Raw genomic sequence first — 19,510 nt, forward strand, 5'->3', positions numbered from 1 at the left:
TTGCATTTCCTGATTCGACTCTTCAGATTTCACATCGACCAGCAATGAATCTGCATTGACGCTTTTTGCAGCGACCAGGCTACGACCTTCCTAAAATTTTCGTGAATTATACTTAAATGATTCCAACGACTCATCATCTGAAATCGTAAAATTGGCGATAAAACAAAGAGCCCCCCGTAAGTATCGGAGGGCTCTTGGGTATGTATAATTAGTAGTTTGGATTTTGTTCCAGTTGATTATCGGAAGCTAATATTTCTTCACGAGGAATTGGCAACCAATAATGTTGCGTTTCGAAACTTCTTCCGGTAAGCGCCACAGTACGCTCGTAGGTATATGAATCACCATCCTTTGTAATTCGAATACCATATCCGGGTTCATTCTCAACTACATCTGCTGTCATCCAACGACGAACATCATAATAACGATGTTCTTCGAAGGCTAACTCTACCTGACGCTCATTCCGAATCCGATCGCGCATCTCTGACTGAGATAACCCTGTGGGTAAATCGGGCATTCCGGCACGTTCACGAATCTCATCAATAGCGTCATACACCGACTGATCCGGCCCTACTGCTTCATTTTGAGCTTCTGCATAGCTTAACAGAACCTCTGCATAGCGGATATACGGCCATGGTTGCAATCCGGCAACGTTCCAGGGGTTATCAATCGGATTGTCATCATCCATCCATTTTCTCAGGTAATAACCCGTTTTGGACGTATTCCAGTTTGAACTTCCGTCTTTACTGTCTTTGCCGCCTGGAATGAAAGTTTCTACCTCGCGGCCCCTGTATTCAGCACCATCGTATAAAATCGTTGCATAAAAACGGGGATCGCGGTTCACATAGGGATTCTGATCATCGTAACCGGATGATGCATCATCAATAGGTAGACCATTACTCATTTCATAGGCGTCCACCAGGTTTTGGAAAGGAGTAACACCTCCCCAACCTCCGTAGCCATTCGGACCATACGCAATCTCAAGGCACACGTGACGCGCACCGGTGACATAATAGCGGGAAAAAATACTTTCATCATTATCTTCAGACAAAAACAAACTCCCGTAGTCTGAATACAAGCTATAGATGTTTAAGTCCATAACAGCTTTCGCAGCTGCAGCAGCAACTGTCCATTTTGACGTTACGCTACCTCCATCATTGTATAAAGGACTGGCGTCGTAAAGCAACATACGAGCTTTCAATGCTAATGCTGCTCCTTTTGTTGCCCTTCCTTTTTCCCATGTTGACGTATAGGTAGAAGGCAGATCAGATGCAGCTTCGGTTAACTGTGCAACAACATAATCAACACCATCCGATAAACCCGACTTTTCGTAAATCTCTCCATCCGAGAAGTCATCACCTAAACCATAAACCTTATCTCCCAAAAGGACAACTTCTCCGTAATTCCTGACTAAATCGAAATAACGATAGGCGCGAATAAATTTCAATTCTGCTTCTAAACGAGTTCTTGAGCTTTCCGATATCTCTACGTCTGGTAAAATGGACAACGCGTAGTTGCATTCACGAATACTTCTATAGCTACGTCCCCAAATTGTCCCGGCAATACCCAAGTTTTCCGGGCTTAGTTGCCCGCGTTGAATTAGCCATGTATTATCATCGTTCGTGTACATAGATTCATCCGTAAGAGCGCTCCACAGGGCATATTCAAATCCACGTCCAAAACCGGGATTCGTCCCTTCTCCCTCTTTGTTTTGTAAACGAACACCCAAGTACCGATTGATTACGAAGTCTTCAAATAAAGACGAGTCTGCGATCAACGTTGTCTCTGCAATACGATCTGTTGGCGTGATATCCAGAAAGTCACTTTCACAGCCGGCCAATGCGATAAACAGCAGGAATGTTGCCGGAAATATCTTTGAAATTATATTTTTCATAGTTCGGTTCAATTAGAATTTAACATTTATACCAAAGTTGAAGATTTTCTGTTGCGGGTAGAACTGGCCACTCTCGCTGCTTCCTTCCGGGTCATAATCTTTGACCCCTGTAATTGTAAACAGGTTGAAACCACTTACATAAAAGCGAACATCTTTGATATTGATTTTAGACAGGACAATGTTAGGCACTGTATAACCTACTTCCAGGTTTTTCAGACGAACGAATGAAGCATCATTCAACCAGAAATTGTTTTGATATAGTCCACCATTGATTGAAGAAGAAGCTCGTGTATCAACGCGAGGATATGATCCGTTAATATTGGTAGGACTCCATCTATTGTCTGCCCATGAACTATAGAAGTTCCCCACTGTACCTGACTCCGGCAAAACATATTGTGAAACTTTAGCCTGCCCTGCAAATACCATCGAGAAATCGAAATTCTTCCAGTTCGCGCTTAAATTCAAACCAAAAGTAATTTCAGGAATATTGCTGTATTTTGACCGGACTTGATCATCTGCTGTAATTTCGCCATTCTTATCGTAGTCTTCATAGATCAAATCACCAAGTTGAGCTCCTGACAAATGTGGATTATTGTCTAAATCATCCTGGGTTCTGAAAATACCGATCACATTATATAGCAGGTAACTGTTCAGTGTTTTCCCAGTTTCTTTCTGGTAATCTAAAGTACCGGCTGCTTCGTCAACAAAAATCACTTTGTTCTTTGCATAAGTCAGGTTACCTGCGATATTATAAGAAAAGTCTCCCTGACGATGCTTATAGCCCAGATTTAATTCAAAACCTTTATTGTCGATCTTACCGATGTTCTCGTAGGGGACAAGCGGATCTGCATCATAACCATTTACAATACCGGAAACGGAGGGAATTGACGCATTTTTGGCAGCCAAAATGTTTGAACGGTTTTGTTGAAAATAAATGAACTCAAACGAAAAACCGTCAAAAAGCAAGCCTTCAAGAGCGATATCTGTCTTTTTAGCAACCTCCCAGGTTATGTTGGGGTTTGCCAGTTTTACCAAGTCGATCCCTTCATGAACGTCCGATCCAATTACATATTGATTGTTGAATGAGAAGTTATTGTAATACTGGAACTGATCGACGTTATCGTTACCCAATTCTCCGTAAGAAGCACGAAGTTTAAGGTTCTGCATGAAGTTTACATTATCAGCAAACCAGGATTCCTGAGAAATCCTCCAACCGGCAGAAATTGCCGGAAAGAAACCATAACGCTCCCCTTCCGGGAAAATTGAGGATCCATCTACACGCATTTGGCCTTCCAACATATATTTTTCTTTATAGTCGTATGCCAGACGTCCGAAGTAGCTTCGACGAGTGTACTTATAGCTGCTACCCGATATTTCCTTATCTGTTGAAGCAGATCCTCCCTGCGACAATTCCGGTGTTTCCGTTGTGGGGAAATTGTAAGCTATCGCTTCAAATGTTTCCTGTTTATTCTCACTTTGCTCATAACCGGCTAACGCTTTAATTTGGTGTTCACCCCAGCGTTTTTCGTAGTTCAATTTTAAACTTGCTGTTGTTAAAGACGTATTTTCCTGTCCTTCAGTCAACATGGCCTTTCCTGCCGAACCTCCCGTAATTGTTTCAGAATAAGAATCGCTTGATGAATCATAATCATAAACCGAATAGGGTTTAGAAAAGGCTTTACTGAACGACCACGAGTTATCCAACGCATAAACGCCATCAACGGTCAAACCCTTGATTTTGGGAATCTCATAGGACGCCTTCAAGATCGTATTAAGCACGTAAGTCGGATTGTTATTTACACCACCAATATCCGTCGCCATCAGGATTGGGTTATTGTTTTCAATACCTGAAGTCGGTAAACCGTTCGGGAAACGAGCAGCAACAGTTGGATAGGCTCGATAGATGGAGCGGAAGATATCACCAGCAGACGCGATTGGATATCTTCGATCTTCTTTCCGCCCGGAGATACTGACACCGAAGGTCAATCTGTCGGTGATGTCCGCATCGATATTTGTGCGAATATTCGATTGTTCATATTTAGTCACTCCGTCTTTATACAGACCGTCCTGAGATAGCCGACCGATAGAAACAAAATATTTCAGGCTCTCACTACCTCCGGTCAATGAAATATTATGCTTGGTTTGAGGAGTGGCATTTCTCAACGTTTCTTTTGCCCAGTTGGTATTTGGATAGTTGAGTGGATCTGAACCATCCCTAAACTTTTGAATCTCCGCCTCGCTATAAAACTGATTCATTCCTCCGTCGGGATTATTGTAATAATCAATTTCATTCATGATTTCAGCGTAAGTGGCAGCATCGGCCATATCAGGAAGACGAGTTGGCAGGGAAAGACCGTAATTGAAACTATATGTCAAGGTTGGCTTTCCGCTTTCCCCTCGTTTTGTTGTTACCAAGATAACACCATTGGCCGCCCGACTACCATAAACTGCCGCTGAAGCATCTTTCAGGATTGTCAAACTCTCAATATCATTGGGATCCAGACGAGACAGACCTCCGATCTGACCAGGAACTCCATCTACAACAACCAATACATCGTTGTTCCCAGTAGTGGCCAAACCACGAACGTAGAAATTAGAATCGTCGTATCCCGGTTCACCACTACGGTTGTTTATAATTACACCTGAAAATTTTCCTGCAAGTGAGTTCGACAAGTTTGGCTGAGGGCTCCGTTTAAGTTCTTGTCCTTTCACCTCGGCGATTGAACCCGTCAATGTCGCGCGTTTTTGTGTGCCATAACCAATAGCTACAACTTCCTCTAAACCAATTGTCTCATCCTGAAGAGTTGCATCAATGGTTGATTGTCCCATGATAGGAATCTCTTGAGAACGCATCCCAACAAATGAAAAGACCAGTATTCCGTCTCCTGGAACATCATCGAGGGTGTAAACTCCGTCAAAATCGGTAATTGTTCCCTGGGTTGTACCCTTTATCATTACGGTAACACCTGGCAAGGGCTGCCCCGATTTATCGGCGACCTTACCTGTAACCTTGACACTTTGCTGCATGTTGGAAGAATGGGATTCGTTAGCAACAAGCATGATATGACGATCGATGACTTTGTAAGACACATTAGTTCCTGCAAAAATATCTGCTAATACTTCGTCGATATTTTTTCCTTGCACCTCAATACTCACACGTCTGTTAACATCGACCTGCTTATTGTCATACATAAAAGAGTAGTTAGATTGATCTTCAATCTCATTCAAAACATCCTTAACTTGTCTGTTTTGAAGTTTTAGATTTAGTTTTGAGCTTTGAGCAAAACTCCCTCCGAAGACGGTAAACGTCGAGAGTAGGGTTAAAATTAGGGTAAGCTTCATAGATAAAAGCATTTTTTTTGTGCACGAATATCTCCTGCACCGATTCAAACGTTTTTTTTTCATAGTTTTACACGATCAGTTATGAATCTGTTTTACAGTCCTATTTAGCGGTAAGTCTTGTAATCCGGATTCGGTTTGACAATTGATATATAAGCAGGAAAGGTGGCCGCCTTTCCTGTTTTTATTTTTAAGATCTTTTCGACTTTATGAATACCTTCTCTCCATCAATATTGTATTGAATTGGTGTGATTACGGAGATTAACTCAAGAACCTCACGTAAACTTTCAGTTTTTACTTTAAACGTAAAGCGGTGATTATTGTGTAGCGATTGATCGAGTTGGATCGTTACGCCGTACCAATTTTCCAGGTAGCTAACAACTTCTTCAAAAGGTTGATCTACAAAAACAAGTACTCCCTGCGTCCAAGCAATGAGCACTTTGGGATTTTCTGCTTTATCAATCCGGTATTTGTCTCCTTTTAACGTCAACTTTTCACCAGGACTTAAATAAGATAAGGATTTGTTTTCGGGACTCAACACTTCAACTTTGCCTTCAACAAGTGTAACCTCCGATTGCTTTGTTTTGGAGCTTTCCTTCACATTAAAGTGCGTGCCGTATACTTTAACCTGCAAGTCATTCGCGTGAACAACAAATGGTTTGCGGGCATTTTTCGCCACCTCGAAATAACATTCGCCGGTCACATATACATCCCGATGTTCCTGATTGAAGTCAGAAGCATATTTTAACTCAGAGTCGGTATTCAGCCACACTTTAGTACCATCGGGTAACATCATGTGGGAGCGCTCGCCTGGTTCGGTGGACAAAGTGGAATAAAGTTGAGATAGGCCGACATTAGCATTCTCACCAGAGTGCTGAATTTTGCCAACGAGAAATGCCAGCACAATTGCTGCTGCAATAGCGGTGTATTTCAAATAAGGCATTAACAAACGCTTCGATTTTTTCTGAACCGGCTGTATCCGTTCAATCAACTCGCCCCATAGTTTTTCGGTATTTGGCTGGTAACGATCCGTTTTCTGTTGTGTCAAATAACGGGTATCAACAATCTCTTTAAACTGCCGAACATTTTTAGGTGATTGTTTCAACCATTCTTTGACGATCGCCTCGTTCTCCTTATCCGACCTGTTATCCAGATAAGCTCCTATTGCTTCCCATGGTGTTTGAGTTTTTTTCATAAGCTTTTTGTTATAGGTATGACGCCAGCCATGAAAAAATCCCTCAATGAGATCTATCTTTTTTTAGAAAATTTCTCTTAGATACAACTAAAACCCTGATATACAGAGAAGAAAAATTTGCCTATAATAGGGACTTAATTGTTCGCGAAGTTTACGAAGGGCTATTCCAACATGATTTTCGACTGTTTTAGGACTTAAATCCAACTTTTCGGCAATTTCCTTATGCGAAAGATTTTCTTCCCAAGCTAACTGATATATTTTCCGACTTTGCTCCGGCAAAGACGCGATTGCACGATTAATCAATTCCCGCAATTCTTTATTTTCGAGGTACTGTTCCGAACTCAAATCAGAAATCGTAGGCTGATCTTCAACATCTAGACTCGAAAGCAGATGTTGCTTGGACCGCCGAAATATACTGATTGCCTTATTTTTTCCAGCTGTAAAAAGGTAGGCTCTTATATTTGTATGAACATGGAGTTGTTCCCTTCGTTCCCAAACAACGGCGAAAATATCCAAGGCAACTTCTTCAGCAAACGATTTATCCCGAAGATAAATCAAAAGGAAATTACATAGCTCTGCAAAATACTTGTCAAATAAACACCGATAAGCACCCAAATCTCCTTTCGCTATTTGCTCAAGAATATCGTTGTCATCAAGGTATTTCGTATGTACCGCCAATTTTATCTTTAAATTTGTTCTGAAATGCGAACTTAAATTATTTTGTCCACTTTCATATGCAATATTAAATATAAAAACCGACACTACAGATCAACTAACTCATCTACAACACCTTCAAGTATATTTATTGATTACGGTGTTCGAAGGGCGCAATCAGGAATTTCCTTTTTATATTTTTACAAGCGTAAAAACCACCTCAAATGAACCTGAAAAGACTGAAGTTAAAAAAGGCGGAAGAGATTGCGAACAGTATCTCTCATGGTATCGGCGTGGCATTGGCAATTGCCGGGGTGGTGTTGCTGAATGTGTTCGGCGCGCTTTACGGCAACGTATGGCACATCGTTAGTTTTTCGGTATTTGGTGTTAGCATGATTCTGCTATACCTGGCATCAACGCTCTATCACGGTGTCAAAAAGCCTCGACTGAAGGAGAAACTGAATAAATTCGATCACTCTGCCATCTATATTCTAATTGCCGGCTCGTACACGCCAATCACCTTAACTTCGCTTCGCGGTTGGGTTGGCTGGACACTTTTCGGACTAATCTGGTCGCTGGCCATTGCTGGAATTGTCTTCAAAATGTGGTTCTACAAACCACGTTGGCGCAACATTTCAACCTTGCTGTATATTATTATGGGCTGGCTCGTCATCGTAGCAGCAGCTCCAATGATCAAATATGTGCCCAATACCTCGCTCTGGTTTCTGCTGGCCGGAGGTTTAAGTTACACAACCGGAGCTATTTTTTACCTTTTCCCCAAAGTTCCGTTTTTCCACCTGGTCTTTCACTTTTTCATCCTTGGTGGTTCGGTTTGTCACTTTTTTGCCTTTCTCTATTTACTCCCGATTTAATCCCGCTAGATTTCAGTGCTGCTAGAACAAAAGGGTGCCAAAGTTTGTCGTACAGTGAAAAATACGATGAAGTGTTCACTTTTGATTTCGCTCGCGCTGCAAAGCCGTGTTTCCCGCAGCCGAACAAGTCAAACACAAAAACAGAAGCGATGGAATACAATCACTTAAACGATTTTGAACGTTTTGTAATTCAGGAAAAAGGAACGGAGCGCCCTTTTACCGGGAAGTACTACAATTACCACGAAGACGGAACTTACACTTGTAAACAATGCAACGCTCCACTTTACAAATCAACCGACAAATTTGATTCGGGTTGCGGCTGGCCGAGTTTTGATGATGAAATACCGGGAGCAGTCAAAAAATCGGTTGATGCAGACGGCCGGCGAACCGAAATTACCTGTGCCAATTGCGGTGGCCACTTGGGACATGTGTTTTACGGCGAAGGATTTACCAAGAAAAATACGCGCCATTGCGTGAATTCGGTGTCGTTGAACTTTACGCCAGAGGAAGAAAAGGAATAAACCCTCCACCAGGTATGCGCTGCTGCAAACGCATTTATCAGCATCAGAATTCTAAATGTTAAATTTTATTCGAAATAAACTATTTTGAACTTTTGTTCTCTATATTTGCGCAATAAATATTGATCGCTAGTTCAAATTAAATTATTTCAGATATGAAAATAGCAATCCCGACAAAGGACAACCACGTTGATAACCACTTTGGTCATTGTGATTATTTTACGGTTTACGAGTTAAATGACAAAAACGAGATTGTTGCTGAAAGTCAACTGACAACATCAAAAGAATGCGGATGTAAATCGAATTTAGCCGAAGAATTAGCGGCACAAAATGTGAACGTGATGCTTGCTTCGGGTATTGGTGAAGGCGCTATTCGCAAACTCCAACATCAAAACATTGAAGTTGTTGCCGGTTTCAAATGCTCAATACAGGAAGCTTTGGATCGCTATATTCGCAAGGATTACTTCAAAAACTTTACAATCTGTACCGAACACGGCGAGTGTTCACACTAATCAGACTGTGCAATCACTGTGGACGTCAACAATACGATAAACCTCGTCGTAATTGTTGGCGTTCATTAGTTCCGCCCTCATCTTTGAAGCACCCGCGAAACCGTTGGTGTAGATTTTATAGAATCGCTTCAAGATATTGAAATTCTTCTTCCCGTTCCAGTTGCGTTCAAACAACTTGGTGTGCAGAACGAGTTGCTCCAACTTTTCTTCTTTTGACCGCTCCGTTTCCTCGGGATTGAAAAACCAGGGATTGTGAAAGATTCCACGTCCAATCATGATTCCATCCAGACCGTACTCGGAAGTATATTGACAAGCCTGTTGATAAGATAGCACGTCACCGTTCCCGAGGAAAGGTATTTCAGGTGCCAGTTCATCGCGCAAACGGGCTGCTTTGGCAATCTCGGTCCAATCTGCCAAACCATCCGATTGCTGCTTCTGTGTTCTTCCGTGAAGCGTAATAGCCGCCGGTTTCGTTTCAATTACCTGGCGAATCCAGCGGTCTGTATCGTGTTTTTTAATACCAGTACGTGTTTTTACAGAAACCGGCAAATGAGTGGCTTCTTTCGTTGCCAAAATGATTTCCTGCGCTAAAGTTGGCTGGTCAATCAGCGCGCTACATGAGCCTTGCTTTACAACATTCTTTACCGGGCAACCCATGTTAATGTCCAAGCCATCAAAACCATATTCTTCTGTAATTTCTTTGGCTACTTTATGAAACACCTCCGGCTTGTTACCCCAAATTTGAGCAACCAGTTTAATTCCTTTTTCCTGCAACAGTTTTCGTTCCGATTCGCTCACAATCAAACGCTCCGAAACACGTTCCTTCCCCACCGGATGGTTCATGCCATCCACTGCTGTAAATTCTGTAAACAGAATGTGCAGGCAGGCGGGATCGGAAATCCGCGTTACCAACTCACGAAAAGAGGTGTCGGTAACATCTTCCATGGGAGCAAGCGCCATGATCGGCGCTTTTATTTCGTTCCAAAAACTACTCATATCTTAAATCAAAGTGTTCTATCTTCTGGCTAAATCCTTTTCGAAAGGCTTTTCGGTTGCCAAACTTACGCTGAAATGCTTTAACATACAAATCGCGCTCTTCTTCAGGTGCGTGCAGAGCCGTTTTACATTCATCACCGCAACAACCATCGTACTGGGCGGCGCACTCCGGACACTGTATAAATAAAATGTGACAAAGGTTATTCGCACAGTTTGTATGCGTATCGCACTTGCGACCACACTGGTGGCAGTGAGAAATAACGTCGCCACTGATCGACTCTCCCAAACGATCATCGAAAACAAAGTTTTTACCGATGAACTTCGATTCCAAATTCAACTGTTTTATCTGGCGGGCATATTCAATAATACCACCGTGCAACTGATTAACATCCTGAAAACCGTGGTGCTTTAAATAAGCGCTCGCTTTCTCGCAACGAACACCGCCGGTACAGTAAAGCAAAATCTTGCGATCCTTTTCCTCCTGTAACTGATCCACCACCATTTCAATTTCTTCACGGAAAGTGTCAGCCTCCGGGCAAATAGCACCCTCAAAATGGCCAATCTCGCTCTCGTAGTGGTTACGCATATCGACGACTAAAACTTCGGGGTCTCCAATATGGGAATGAAACTCTTCAGCCGTCAAATGCTTACCAACATTGGTCACATCGAACGCCTGATCGTCCAAACCATCGGCTACAATTTTCGGGCGCACCTTAATTGTCAATTTATAAAACGATTTGCCATCATCCTCAACAGCATATTTGATCGGCATATTCACCAATTCCGGTCTGCCATCAAGCTTCTGCAGGAAATTATCCAGATAATGGCTGGGCACGCTCATTTGCGCATTAATTCCCTCACGAGCAACATAAATACGACCAAAACAGCTTAACTCAAACCACTCCTTATAAAGTTCGTCCCGAAAGGCCTGAGGATCATCGATCCGTACATAACGGTAGAATGAAATGGTAGTTCGCTCGAAATCCTCCGCGTGTAATCGCTGGATTAATTCTTCTTTGTTGTATTTATTATACAGTTGCATCTCGTGTTTTTTATTTTTTGGCAAAGATAACTTTTTCCCTTAAAGGATAATAAGACCCTTATGTCTGTTCTCAATAAAAAAATAGTCGTGATAAAAATTAACACAATGTAAATTCATATTATTTTGAAGCGAAATACCCGGAACAGACCGAATCAGAACACATATTCTACAACATAAACCATATTTTTAACATCTGTATAACAATTACTTACGACTCAAAAAAGCGAATGCCATTATCACTTATTAAGAAATTTTAAGGATTTTTTAACGCGGGTCGGAAATTGTTCTTATATTAGCAAGGCATTTGAGAAACAAATGTCTTATGAATAAAACTTTTATCTGATACCTTTTCTCTTTAAACCAATATCTATTTTCTGATCTAACTAAACTAAATTATGGACAACGGGTTATCATGACGATGATAGCCCGCCCTTTTTTTATATAGGTCTGTGGTATTAAAAATGCGATTTCAACAATCGTCTCAGACGGTAAGCAAACAAAGCTGCCGCAGAAGCCAAACCAACCAAAAACCCCATCCAGACCCCCATTGCACCAAAGCCAAGTACAAATGCGCACAAATAACTGATCGGCAAGCCGACCACTGAATAACTTAGAAAGGCCAAAAACATGGGCATTTTAACGTCTGATAGTCCTCTGAGGCAAGACAACAGCGCAACCTGAATCCCATCAAAAATCTGGAACAACGCCGCTATGATCAATAATCCGGCAGCAATACGAATAACTGCTGCATCGTTGGTAAACAAATGGGGCAATTGATGGCGGAAAATGACAAACAAAATCCCCATTGTCGACATAAATAATACAATCAGGTGCAACGCTGTAAACACAAAGCGGCGAATCAATTTAAAGTTATTGACACCGTATTCGTGGCTAACATGGATGGTCGTGGCCGCTCCTACTCCAAGGCTAATCATGTAAGTGAAAGAAGCCATACCGATTGCCACCTGGTGTGCGGCCAGCTGCTCCTTACCGATCCACCCCATCATAACAGCTCCCACACTAAAAGTGAGTACCTCTACAACAATCTGCGTCCCGATCGGGAATCCAATATTGAACAGCTCCCGTATTTTTGATTTTTCCAGCTTAGTGCTCCAGGCAATCCGTGATAAACGATGAAAGGATGTGTGATGCCACATAAACGCAAACAAGATAAACGGCATAATCAATCGGGAAATAAAAGTAGCAACACCTGCTCCTAAAAGCCCCATCTCAGGAAAACCGTATTTCCCGAAAATCAACAAGTAGTTCAAAACAATGTTAACTAGGTTTGATGATAGTGTAATAACCATCGCAACTTTGGTATTTCCCATGCCCTCCAAAAACTGTTTGCAGGAATAGAAGATTAATAGCGGAATGATTGACGCCACCAAAACCAAAAAATAAGAAAAAGCCATTTCTGAAACCTCTTCGGGCTGCCCCATTCGGCCGAGCAAAAAAGCCACCCCCGTCATCACAGCAACAATGAGAATCGCTGTGATCGCATGAAGAAATAAGCCATTTTTTAAATAGCTACCGACCTCTGTTTCATCTTTACGACTGAAATATTTTCCAACCAAGGGTGTCATGCCCATGGTCATGCCCATCCCCAGCAACATACCAATAATAAAAATGCTGTTGGAAAAAGAGGCTGCAGCCAGCTCGGTAGTACCGGAATGCCCGACCATCATGTTGTCAACCAGAGACACCGTAACCTGGCCCACCTGGGAAAAAATAACCGGAATTGCCAGCTTAAGATTCTTCTTGTAAAAAGGGATATATATTTTAAAATTCACAGGGAAATCATTTCAATAGGTAAATGCATCTTCTATCCCAAAGGGAAAAAGACACGACGATGCAAAAGTAATTCAGTTCTTTCGCTTACAACGAAAACCAGTAGGTAAATTTCAGCATGAAGACATTTTGCGATTCCGCCCCGAAGATATCGCCAAAAACATTGCCTATCGAAGGATCATATCCGCGTTGATAATCGGATACTGTTCTGTTCCACACAAAATAGAACGTTGATCCTGCTCGAAACTCCCAGCGCGCTACCAAATTCGAGTTAAACTCCTTAAAGTTGAAGTCAGGATTATACATTCGGTAAGAAGTACTTTCATCTTCAGTAAAGGTATAAATATCGTCCGCCAACACACCAGCGATCGGAATGTAGCGCTCGTCGAGATTCCGACTATCTCCAACATTAACCCGACGGAAATTTTCGTACTGCCCAATTGATGCATAGGGAGAAGCGTAGTATTGAATCGAAACTTCAGGCGTGATAAAATACTCCAGTCTCAAAGTCGACACCAGTGTTTTCTGATTCACCTGCCCAACAATGTAGCCAACCTCGCTGTCAGGCAACTTCACCTTGCCGGCATACTGATGATAATCTACATTGGTTTGATAAATTGTCTTTGACGAGATACTGAGATTCTTCCCCAATCGCCAAAGCAAATAGAATGTGTTGATACTTCTTTTTGAAATATGGTCATCCCCGGCGATATAGCGACTACCGAACCCGGTAAATAAATTCTTTGAACCGTTTGATTGAATGAAAATTTCCCCATCCCAGGTCGGTTCCTTATAAAGAATCGGCCCACCTCTCAATTCTCGCGTATCAAAAATATCGTAGTCGCGCTCCAGGTTCAGATGCACGTTCCATAGATTCTTGAAGCGGACATAAGCATGTGAACCAATTTCCTGTTTGGTCATCTCGCCACCATAGCTCCAGTCAGCCGTTTGTGTCAGTCGAAGCCAGTAATTTCGCATAATGCCTTTCGGTTTATTCACCAAATATTTCAGTTCAACCGATTCTTCCAGAAAATCGGCCTGGTACATATAACCGATATCATTTAGATCGATACCCGGTGAGCGCCAGCTGAAGGAGCCAATCGCCCGAAACTTCCCGCTTCTTTTTCCGCCTTTGATCGCACCACCATGCCCAGCCAAATTAGTTTTGGAGGCATCATATTCCAGGTGATCCGCATCCGGCCGCTGAAAGTAATGCTGCGATGCCAATTGCAAACTACTAATTGCATCTTCACTCCCCTTCACGTTGCTGGCGAAGGTTTTCATATCGACAAAATATTTCCGTTTCTTCCAGTTATGCACAAAATCAAGCCCACCCGTCAAAGAAGAGCTAGGCAGGAAATTCAATAAACTATCGTTAATATTCCGATTCACGGAGGTAATCATTCCTCCAAGAACCGTATTCCCTTTATTGAAGTCTTTCTTAATCCGCCCTACCAAATAGTTAGTGAGTGGCTCTGCCGCGTAATCCGTTTCACTATTCTCCCCATAAACAGTTGCCGTTTCATTAGCTGTTAAACTGTTCATGAAACCAATTGAAAGTCCTTTCTTGCTTTTACCGGTTAGTTTTATGGCCCCAAGAATTGACGTATTATCAGGCATCGAGAGTGTTTCGCCATCGTTTAAATCGGGCTCATAGCTCGGAGCATGCCCAATCCGGCGCGAATAAAACAGCAGATCGCGGCCGGTAGCATAATTTAGTACGTTGTTCCCTTCCAAAAAGAAAGGCCGCTTTTCATCGTAGAAAACTTCGTAAGTATTCAATGTTAAAATAGAAGGATCAGCCTCAACCTGCCCGAAGTCCGGGTTGATTGTAAAATCAACTGTAAAATCCGAAGTCAACCCGATCTTGCCGTCCAAACCAGCGCCGTATTTCCACTTTTCTTTTAACTCTGTATTGGGTGAATATTTGACATTTCCGTACGGCAGCAATTCTACTTTTCGCTTCGAATTGATGTCCTTGATTCCATTCAATTCTCCAAACAAATAAACGGTCGCTGGTGCATCAACCGGAATCAGCTTCCAATGGTCCTCCTCATCCAAGCGATCGATGTAGCGCCAAACATGCAATCCCCATACCTGTTCATCAGCCTTTGCAAACCGCAACTGACTGAAAGGAATGCGAAGCTCCGCCGTCCACAAACTGTCTTCGATACTGACATTCGTTTTTCCTTCCCAAATGGCATCCCAATTGTAATCTGCTTCTTGCGCTCCCAAATGCATTAAATCGATCTTCTGACCTGCTGCAGTAACATCGAACTCGAATGCTGTCCGATTATCAGCGTAAGAATCCAATGCAATTCCAACCATGTCACCACTATATTCATCCCTCCGACTCAAGATCGAGCGAATGTGTTCCGGATCGTTGTCGTAGCATTTCACGCCGACATACAAATATTCAGCATCGAATAAAATGGCGACTTTTGTGATTTGTGAAGGCTTTTCTGCTTGCAGGGGTTGTTGTTGAATGAAGCGATCATCCCAATTAGCTGTTATCCAACATGCATCATCCAGACTACCGTCGATTCGAGGGCGGTCCTGAACCTTCAGCGCAGAGTACGTCTTATTCTCACTCGCGAATTGATTCACCAATGAGCTACTTGACAGTTTGTAAGTTATAGTATCTTGGCTATAACATTCAATAAAAGACACAATAATAGCTATAAAAACCACTACAGATCGGCACAAGAACATAATTTTAGTTTAGCGAATACACAAATATAAACAATTTAACAAATCCATCAACTGTTCGATAAATTTATTTAATATCAGTTAGTTGATAACTGTATGGGGTCGCGATAAACATTTTCATAAGAATGTGGTTTAATGATGTACGATTAAAATACCATTATTATTTTTAATATCTAGATATTTATAGTATTAAAATCACATTATGAGGAAAATCAACAAAATCCTGGTTGCAAACCGGGGTGAAATAGCAGTCAGAATCATGCGCACCTGCCGTGAGATGGACATTGCTACTGTGGCTGTTTTTTCCGATGCTGATCGTACTTCAATGCATGTGCGCTATGCAGACGAAGCCTATTACATCGGACCAGCTCCATCAAAAGAAAGTTACCTGAGAGCGGACAAAATTATCGAGGTAGCTATTAAGTCGAAAGCCGACGCCATTCATCCCGGCTACGGCTTTTTATCTGAAAATTCGGAATTCGCTCGTCTTTGTTCCGAAAACAATTTGATTTTTATTGGCCCTTCACCTGAGGTTATTATTACAATGGGTGATAAAATTCAAGCCCGCAAGGCGATGATCGCGGCTGAAGTTCCGGTGGTTCCGGGAACAACCGAAGCAATTTCTTCAGAAGAAGAAGCGTTAAAAACGATCGCAGAAATCGGCCTTCCGGTGATGATTAAAGCATCAGCCGGTGGTGGTGGTAAAGGTATGCGTCTTGTAAAGGAAGAAAGTGAAATCGTTTCTTCCGTGCGGGCTGCTCGTTCCGAAGCGTTGGCTGCCTTCGGCGACGATGCTGTTTACATCGAAAAATATGTGAGTTCACCACACCATATCGAATTCCAGGTATTGGGCGACCAACATGGAAATGTGATCCACCTCTTTGAGCGTGAATGTTCGGTTCAACGTCGTCACCAGAAAATGGTTGAAGAAACACCTTCGCCATTGATGACGAAAGAACTCCGTGAAAAAATGGGACAGGATGCGGTTAACGCTGCAAAAGCCGTGAATTACTTTGGTGCGGGAACCATCGAATTCCTGGTGGATAACAACCTGAACTATTACTTCCTGGAGATGAATACGCGTCTTCAGGTTGAACACCCGATTACAGAACGTGTGACCGGTGTTGACCTGGTGAAACAACAAATCTATGTTGCCGAAGGCCGTGAACTCGAACTAAAACAGAAAGACCTTCAACAACGTGGCCACGCTATTGAATGCCGGATTTATGCGGAAGATTCGGATAACAATTTCATGCCGAGCGCCGGGCGTATCCACAACATTACGGAGCCACTCGGTTTGGGCGTAAGAACTGACGGCTACGTGTATGAAGGCTACGAAATTCCGATTCACTACGACCCGATGATTTCCAAATTAATTGTTTGGGCAAATAACCGGGACGAAGCAATTCAACGTATGCGCCGTGCTCTTTACGAGTATAAAATCACCGGTGTAAAAACCTCGATCAAGTTCCTCGAACGCATCATGGATTCGGAAGATTTCAGAAGCGGAAATTACGACACGCACTACATCGAGAAAAACAGGGATTTGCTTCTTCGGGAAGACAACAGCGACCTGGAACAACAGGACATGGTGATTATTGCCACCTACATCGACTACCTGAACCGGTTGAACAAAGTTATTCCAACCAAACAGTTGAACCCGATTGAAAATCGCTGGAAAAAATACAGTTACCAAAAGAATTTCGACAGACTTTAAAACAGAGCTATTATGCCAATAGATGTAAAACTGGATGATCGTGTTGCGAAAGTCAAAGTACTGCACCAAAACGAGAACCAACTTGAGATCATGGTCGACGACAAAATCTACCATGTCGACCTGATGCACAACGACGAAGGAACATTTTCTATTTTAGAAAATAACCGCTCTCACAACATTACACTGGTCCCTTCGGCCAAACAAAAGGCCTACACCGCTTACACGCTTTACAATACCTACAACCTGGAGGTTATTGATGCGGAAGCCCGCTACATCAGAAACCGCGGAGAAGGAACAATGGCACAAAGCGAGAAAAAAATAACCGCGCCAATGCCAGGTAAAATCGTGAAGGTCCTGGTTGAACCAGGCGAAGAAGTCAAAAAAGGTCAAACTGCGGTAATTATTTCAGCCATGAAAATGGAAAGCGAATACAAAGCAGCCGTTGACGGGATTGTCAAAAAAGTAAGCGTGAAAGCCGGCGACACGGTTGACTCCAACCAGGTACTGGTTGAAATCGACTAACGGCACTGTCCGGGAAATAACCAATTGTCCCAAACATTAGAATCGTAACAACAAATTGAATAGTTTCTGTAACTAATAAAAAGAACTATGGACTTACAAGCAAAATTTGAATACTTTGAAACAATAAATAAACAAGCGGAACTCGGCGGTGGCCAGGAACGCATCGAGAAACAACACGCCGGAGGCAAAAAAACAGCCCGTGAGCGTATTCTCGAATTGCTGGATCCAGGCACGTTCAACGAAATCGACAAGCTCGTTACACACCGGGCAACGGATTTCGGAATGGACAAAAATAAAATTCCCGGAGACGGTGTTATTACCGGCTACGGAAAAATCAACGGCCGCCTGGTTTATGTGTATGCGCAGGACTTCACCGTATTCGGTGGAAGTATGAGCCGTACCAACGCCGATAAAATTGTCAAAATTCAAGAATTAGCTGTTAAAATGGGCAAGCCGCTGATCGGCTTGAATGACTCGGGTGGTGCCCGTATCCAGGAAGGTGTGCAATCGCTGGCCGGTTATGCAGACATCTTCTACAACAATGTCCTGTCGAGCGGTGTGATTCCTCAAATCAGCGTGATCCTCGGACCTTGTGCCGGTGGTGCTGTTTACTCTCCAGCCCTCACCGATTTCATCTTTATGGTGAATGAAACCAGTCACATGTTCGTTACCGGACCTGAGGTAATTAAAACGGTAACGCACGAGGACGTTAGTAAAGAAGAATTAGGCGGTGCTTCAACACATAGCCACAAAAGTGGTGTGGCTCACTTTACAGGTGAAAATGAAGAGCAAACACTGATGATGGTTCGCGAACTGATGAGTTTCCTCCCGTTGAATAACATGGAAGAGCCAGTTGAGCTTCCTTGCACCGACCCGATCGACCGTGAAGAAGAAGAACTGAATACAATTGTTCCGGTTGATCCGAACAAACCTTACGACATGAAGGACATCATCTACAAAATCGTGGATGACGAGCACTTCTTCGAAGTTCAGCCGCATTACGCTTCAAACATCATTATTGGTTATGCACGTTTTGGTGGCCGTTCGGTGGGTATTGTGGCCAACCAACCAGCTAGTCTGGCGGGTGTTCTCGATATTAACTCATCGGCTAAAGCAGCACGTTTTGTACGTTTTTGCGATGCCTTCAACATTCCGATTGTAACCCTGGTAGACGTTCCTGGATTCCTTCCTGGAACTCAGCAGGAGTTTGGTGGAATCATCAAACACGGAGCGAAATTGCTTTACGCATTTGCTGAAGCTACCGTGCCTAAAATCACCCTGATTACCCGTAAAGCTTACGGTGGTGCCTACGATGTAATGTCGAGCAAGCACATTGGCGCCGACGTAAACTACGCCTACCCAACTGCCGAAATTGCCGTAATGGGGCCGGAAGGAGCCATCAACATTCTGCGCCGCGACATTAAGTCGGACGAGGAAAAAGCAAAAGCAGTTGAACTGTACCGCGACACATTCGCCAACCCTTACCGTGCTGCATCTCTCGGGTACATTGACGAGATCATCTATCCGAAGGATACACGTAAGAAGATTATCAGCGCACTGGATATGACACACAATAAACGGAAGTCAAATCTTCCGCGAAAACATGGTAACATTCCATTGTAAAAAGTTAAAGCCTCTTGAAAAAGAGGCTTTTTTTATGCCCTATTTGTCATCAATTCGATAGGCTCCTTTCGCACATTTTATTAATTTCGGAACCGCATTTTTTTTACCAAACTCTGAAATTACTAATCG

At 42.8% G+C, this 19,510-nt stretch carries 14 protein-coding genes; 6 read left to right on the forward strand and 8 right to left on the reverse strand.

Annotated features, from left to right (window positions below; all coding sequences use genetic code 11):
* Nucleotides 1–208 precede the first annotated feature (208 nt).
* The 4 genes from BC643_RS05065 to BC643_RS05080 all read right to left on the reverse strand — a co-directional run bounded on the left by BC643_RS05065 (nt 209) and on the right by BC643_RS05080 (nt 7,103).
* The gene (locus tag BC643_RS05065; RefSeq protein WP_120272065.1) at nt 209–1,891 is read right to left on the reverse strand and encodes a RagB/SusD family nutrient uptake outer membrane protein; all 1,683 of its coding nucleotides are present in this window, start codon (nt 1,889–1,891) and stop codon (nt 209–211) included.
* 12 nt (nt 1,892–1,903) lie between these two features.
* Nucleotides 1,904–5,083, reverse strand: a complete 3,180-nt coding sequence (locus BC643_RS05070) for a TonB-dependent receptor (RefSeq protein ID WP_170154455.1) — start codon at nt 5,081–5,083, stop codon at nt 1,904–1,906.
* Between the two features lie 337 nt (nt 5,084–5,420).
* A complete protein-coding gene (locus BC643_RS05075) occupies nt 5,421–6,425 on the reverse strand; it encodes a FecR family protein (RefSeq protein WP_120272067.1) in 1,005 nt (334 codons plus the stop codon).
* An 87-nt stretch (nt 6,426–6,512) separates the two neighbouring features.
* Complete coding sequence (locus BC643_RS05080; RefSeq protein WP_170154456.1) at nt 6,513–7,103, reverse strand: RNA polymerase sigma-70 factor; 591 nt, start codon at nt 7,101–7,103, stop codon at nt 6,513–6,515.
* A 200-nt stretch (nt 7,104–7,303) separates the two neighbouring features.
* On the opposite strand from BC643_RS05080, the gene trhA reads away from it, so the two are divergent.
* The 3 genes from trhA to BC643_RS05095 all read left to right on the forward strand — a co-directional run bounded on the left by trhA (nt 7,304) and on the right by BC643_RS05095 (nt 8,981).
* Nucleotides 7,304–7,951, forward strand: a complete 648-nt coding sequence (gene trhA, locus BC643_RS05085) for a PAQR family membrane homeostasis protein TrhA (protein WP_120272069.1) — start codon at nt 7,304–7,306, stop codon at nt 7,949–7,951.
* Nucleotides 7,952–8,100: 149 nt separating this feature from the next.
* On the forward strand, nt 8,101–8,472 hold the full coding sequence (locus tag BC643_RS05090) for a methionine-R-sulfoxide reductase (RefSeq protein ID WP_120274152.1): 372 nt from the start codon (nt 8,101–8,103) through the stop codon (nt 8,470–8,472).
* A gap of 152 nt (nt 8,473–8,624) precedes the next feature.
* Nucleotides 8,625–8,981: a NifB/NifX family molybdenum-iron cluster-binding protein gene (locus BC643_RS05095; protein ID WP_120272070.1), complete on the forward strand. Its 357-nt coding sequence runs from the start codon at nt 8,625–8,627 to the stop codon at nt 8,979–8,981.
* Here the strand turns inward: BC643_RS05095 and BC643_RS05100 are convergent, their stop codons facing one another.
* From BC643_RS05100 to BC643_RS05115, 4 genes are all read right to left on the reverse strand, one after another.
* Nucleotides 8,982–9,977, reverse strand: coding sequence for a tRNA dihydrouridine synthase (locus BC643_RS05100; RefSeq protein ID WP_120272071.1), 996 nt, complete (start codon nt 9,975–9,977; stop codon nt 8,982–8,984).
* Nucleotides 9,970–11,019 carry an oxygen-dependent tRNA uridine(34) hydroxylase TrhO gene (gene trhO, locus BC643_RS05105; protein ID WP_120272072.1) on the reverse strand — a complete coding sequence of 350 codons (1,050 nt, stop codon included), beginning with the start codon at nt 11,017–11,019 and terminating at the stop codon, nt 9,970–9,972. Before trhO ends, BC643_RS05100 begins: the two co-directional genes overlap by 8 nt.
* A gap of 455 nt (nt 11,020–11,474) precedes the next feature.
* Nucleotides 11,475–12,812: an MATE family efflux transporter gene (locus BC643_RS05110; protein WP_120272073.1), complete on the reverse strand. Its 1,338-nt coding sequence runs from the start codon at nt 12,810–12,812 to the stop codon at nt 11,475–11,477.
* Between the two features lie 85 nt (nt 12,813–12,897).
* Nucleotides 12,898–15,417, reverse strand: a complete 2,520-nt coding sequence (locus BC643_RS05115) for a DUF5916 domain-containing protein (RefSeq protein WP_170154457.1) — start codon at nt 15,415–15,417, stop codon at nt 12,898–12,900.
* Between the two features lie 304 nt (nt 15,418–15,721).
* Here BC643_RS05115 and accC point away from each other — a divergent pair, with 304 nt between their 5' ends.
* The 3 genes from accC (at nt 15,722) to BC643_RS05130 (ending at nt 19,381) form a co-directional block, all read left to right on the forward strand.
* Entirely contained in the window at nt 15,722–17,236 is a 1,515-nt protein-coding gene (gene accC, locus BC643_RS05120; RefSeq protein WP_120272075.1) for an acetyl-CoA carboxylase biotin carboxylase subunit, read from the forward strand.
* A 12-nt stretch (nt 17,237–17,248) separates the two neighbouring features.
* Nucleotides 17,249–17,758, forward strand: coding sequence for an acetyl-CoA carboxylase biotin carboxyl carrier protein subunit (locus tag BC643_RS05125; protein ID WP_120272076.1), 510 nt, complete (start codon nt 17,249–17,251; stop codon nt 17,756–17,758).
* 87 nt (nt 17,759–17,845) lie between these two features.
* The gene (locus BC643_RS05130) at nt 17,846–19,381 is read left to right on the forward strand and encodes an acyl-CoA carboxylase subunit beta (RefSeq protein WP_120272077.1); all 1,536 of its coding nucleotides are present in this window, start codon (nt 17,846–17,848) and stop codon (nt 19,379–19,381) included.
* Nucleotides 19,382–19,510: the final 129 nt, after the last annotated feature.

Source organism: Mangrovibacterium diazotrophicum (genome assembly GCF_003610535.1).
Classification (GTDB): domain Bacteria; phylum Bacteroidota; class Bacteroidia; order Bacteroidales; family Prolixibacteraceae; genus Mangrovibacterium; species Mangrovibacterium diazotrophicum.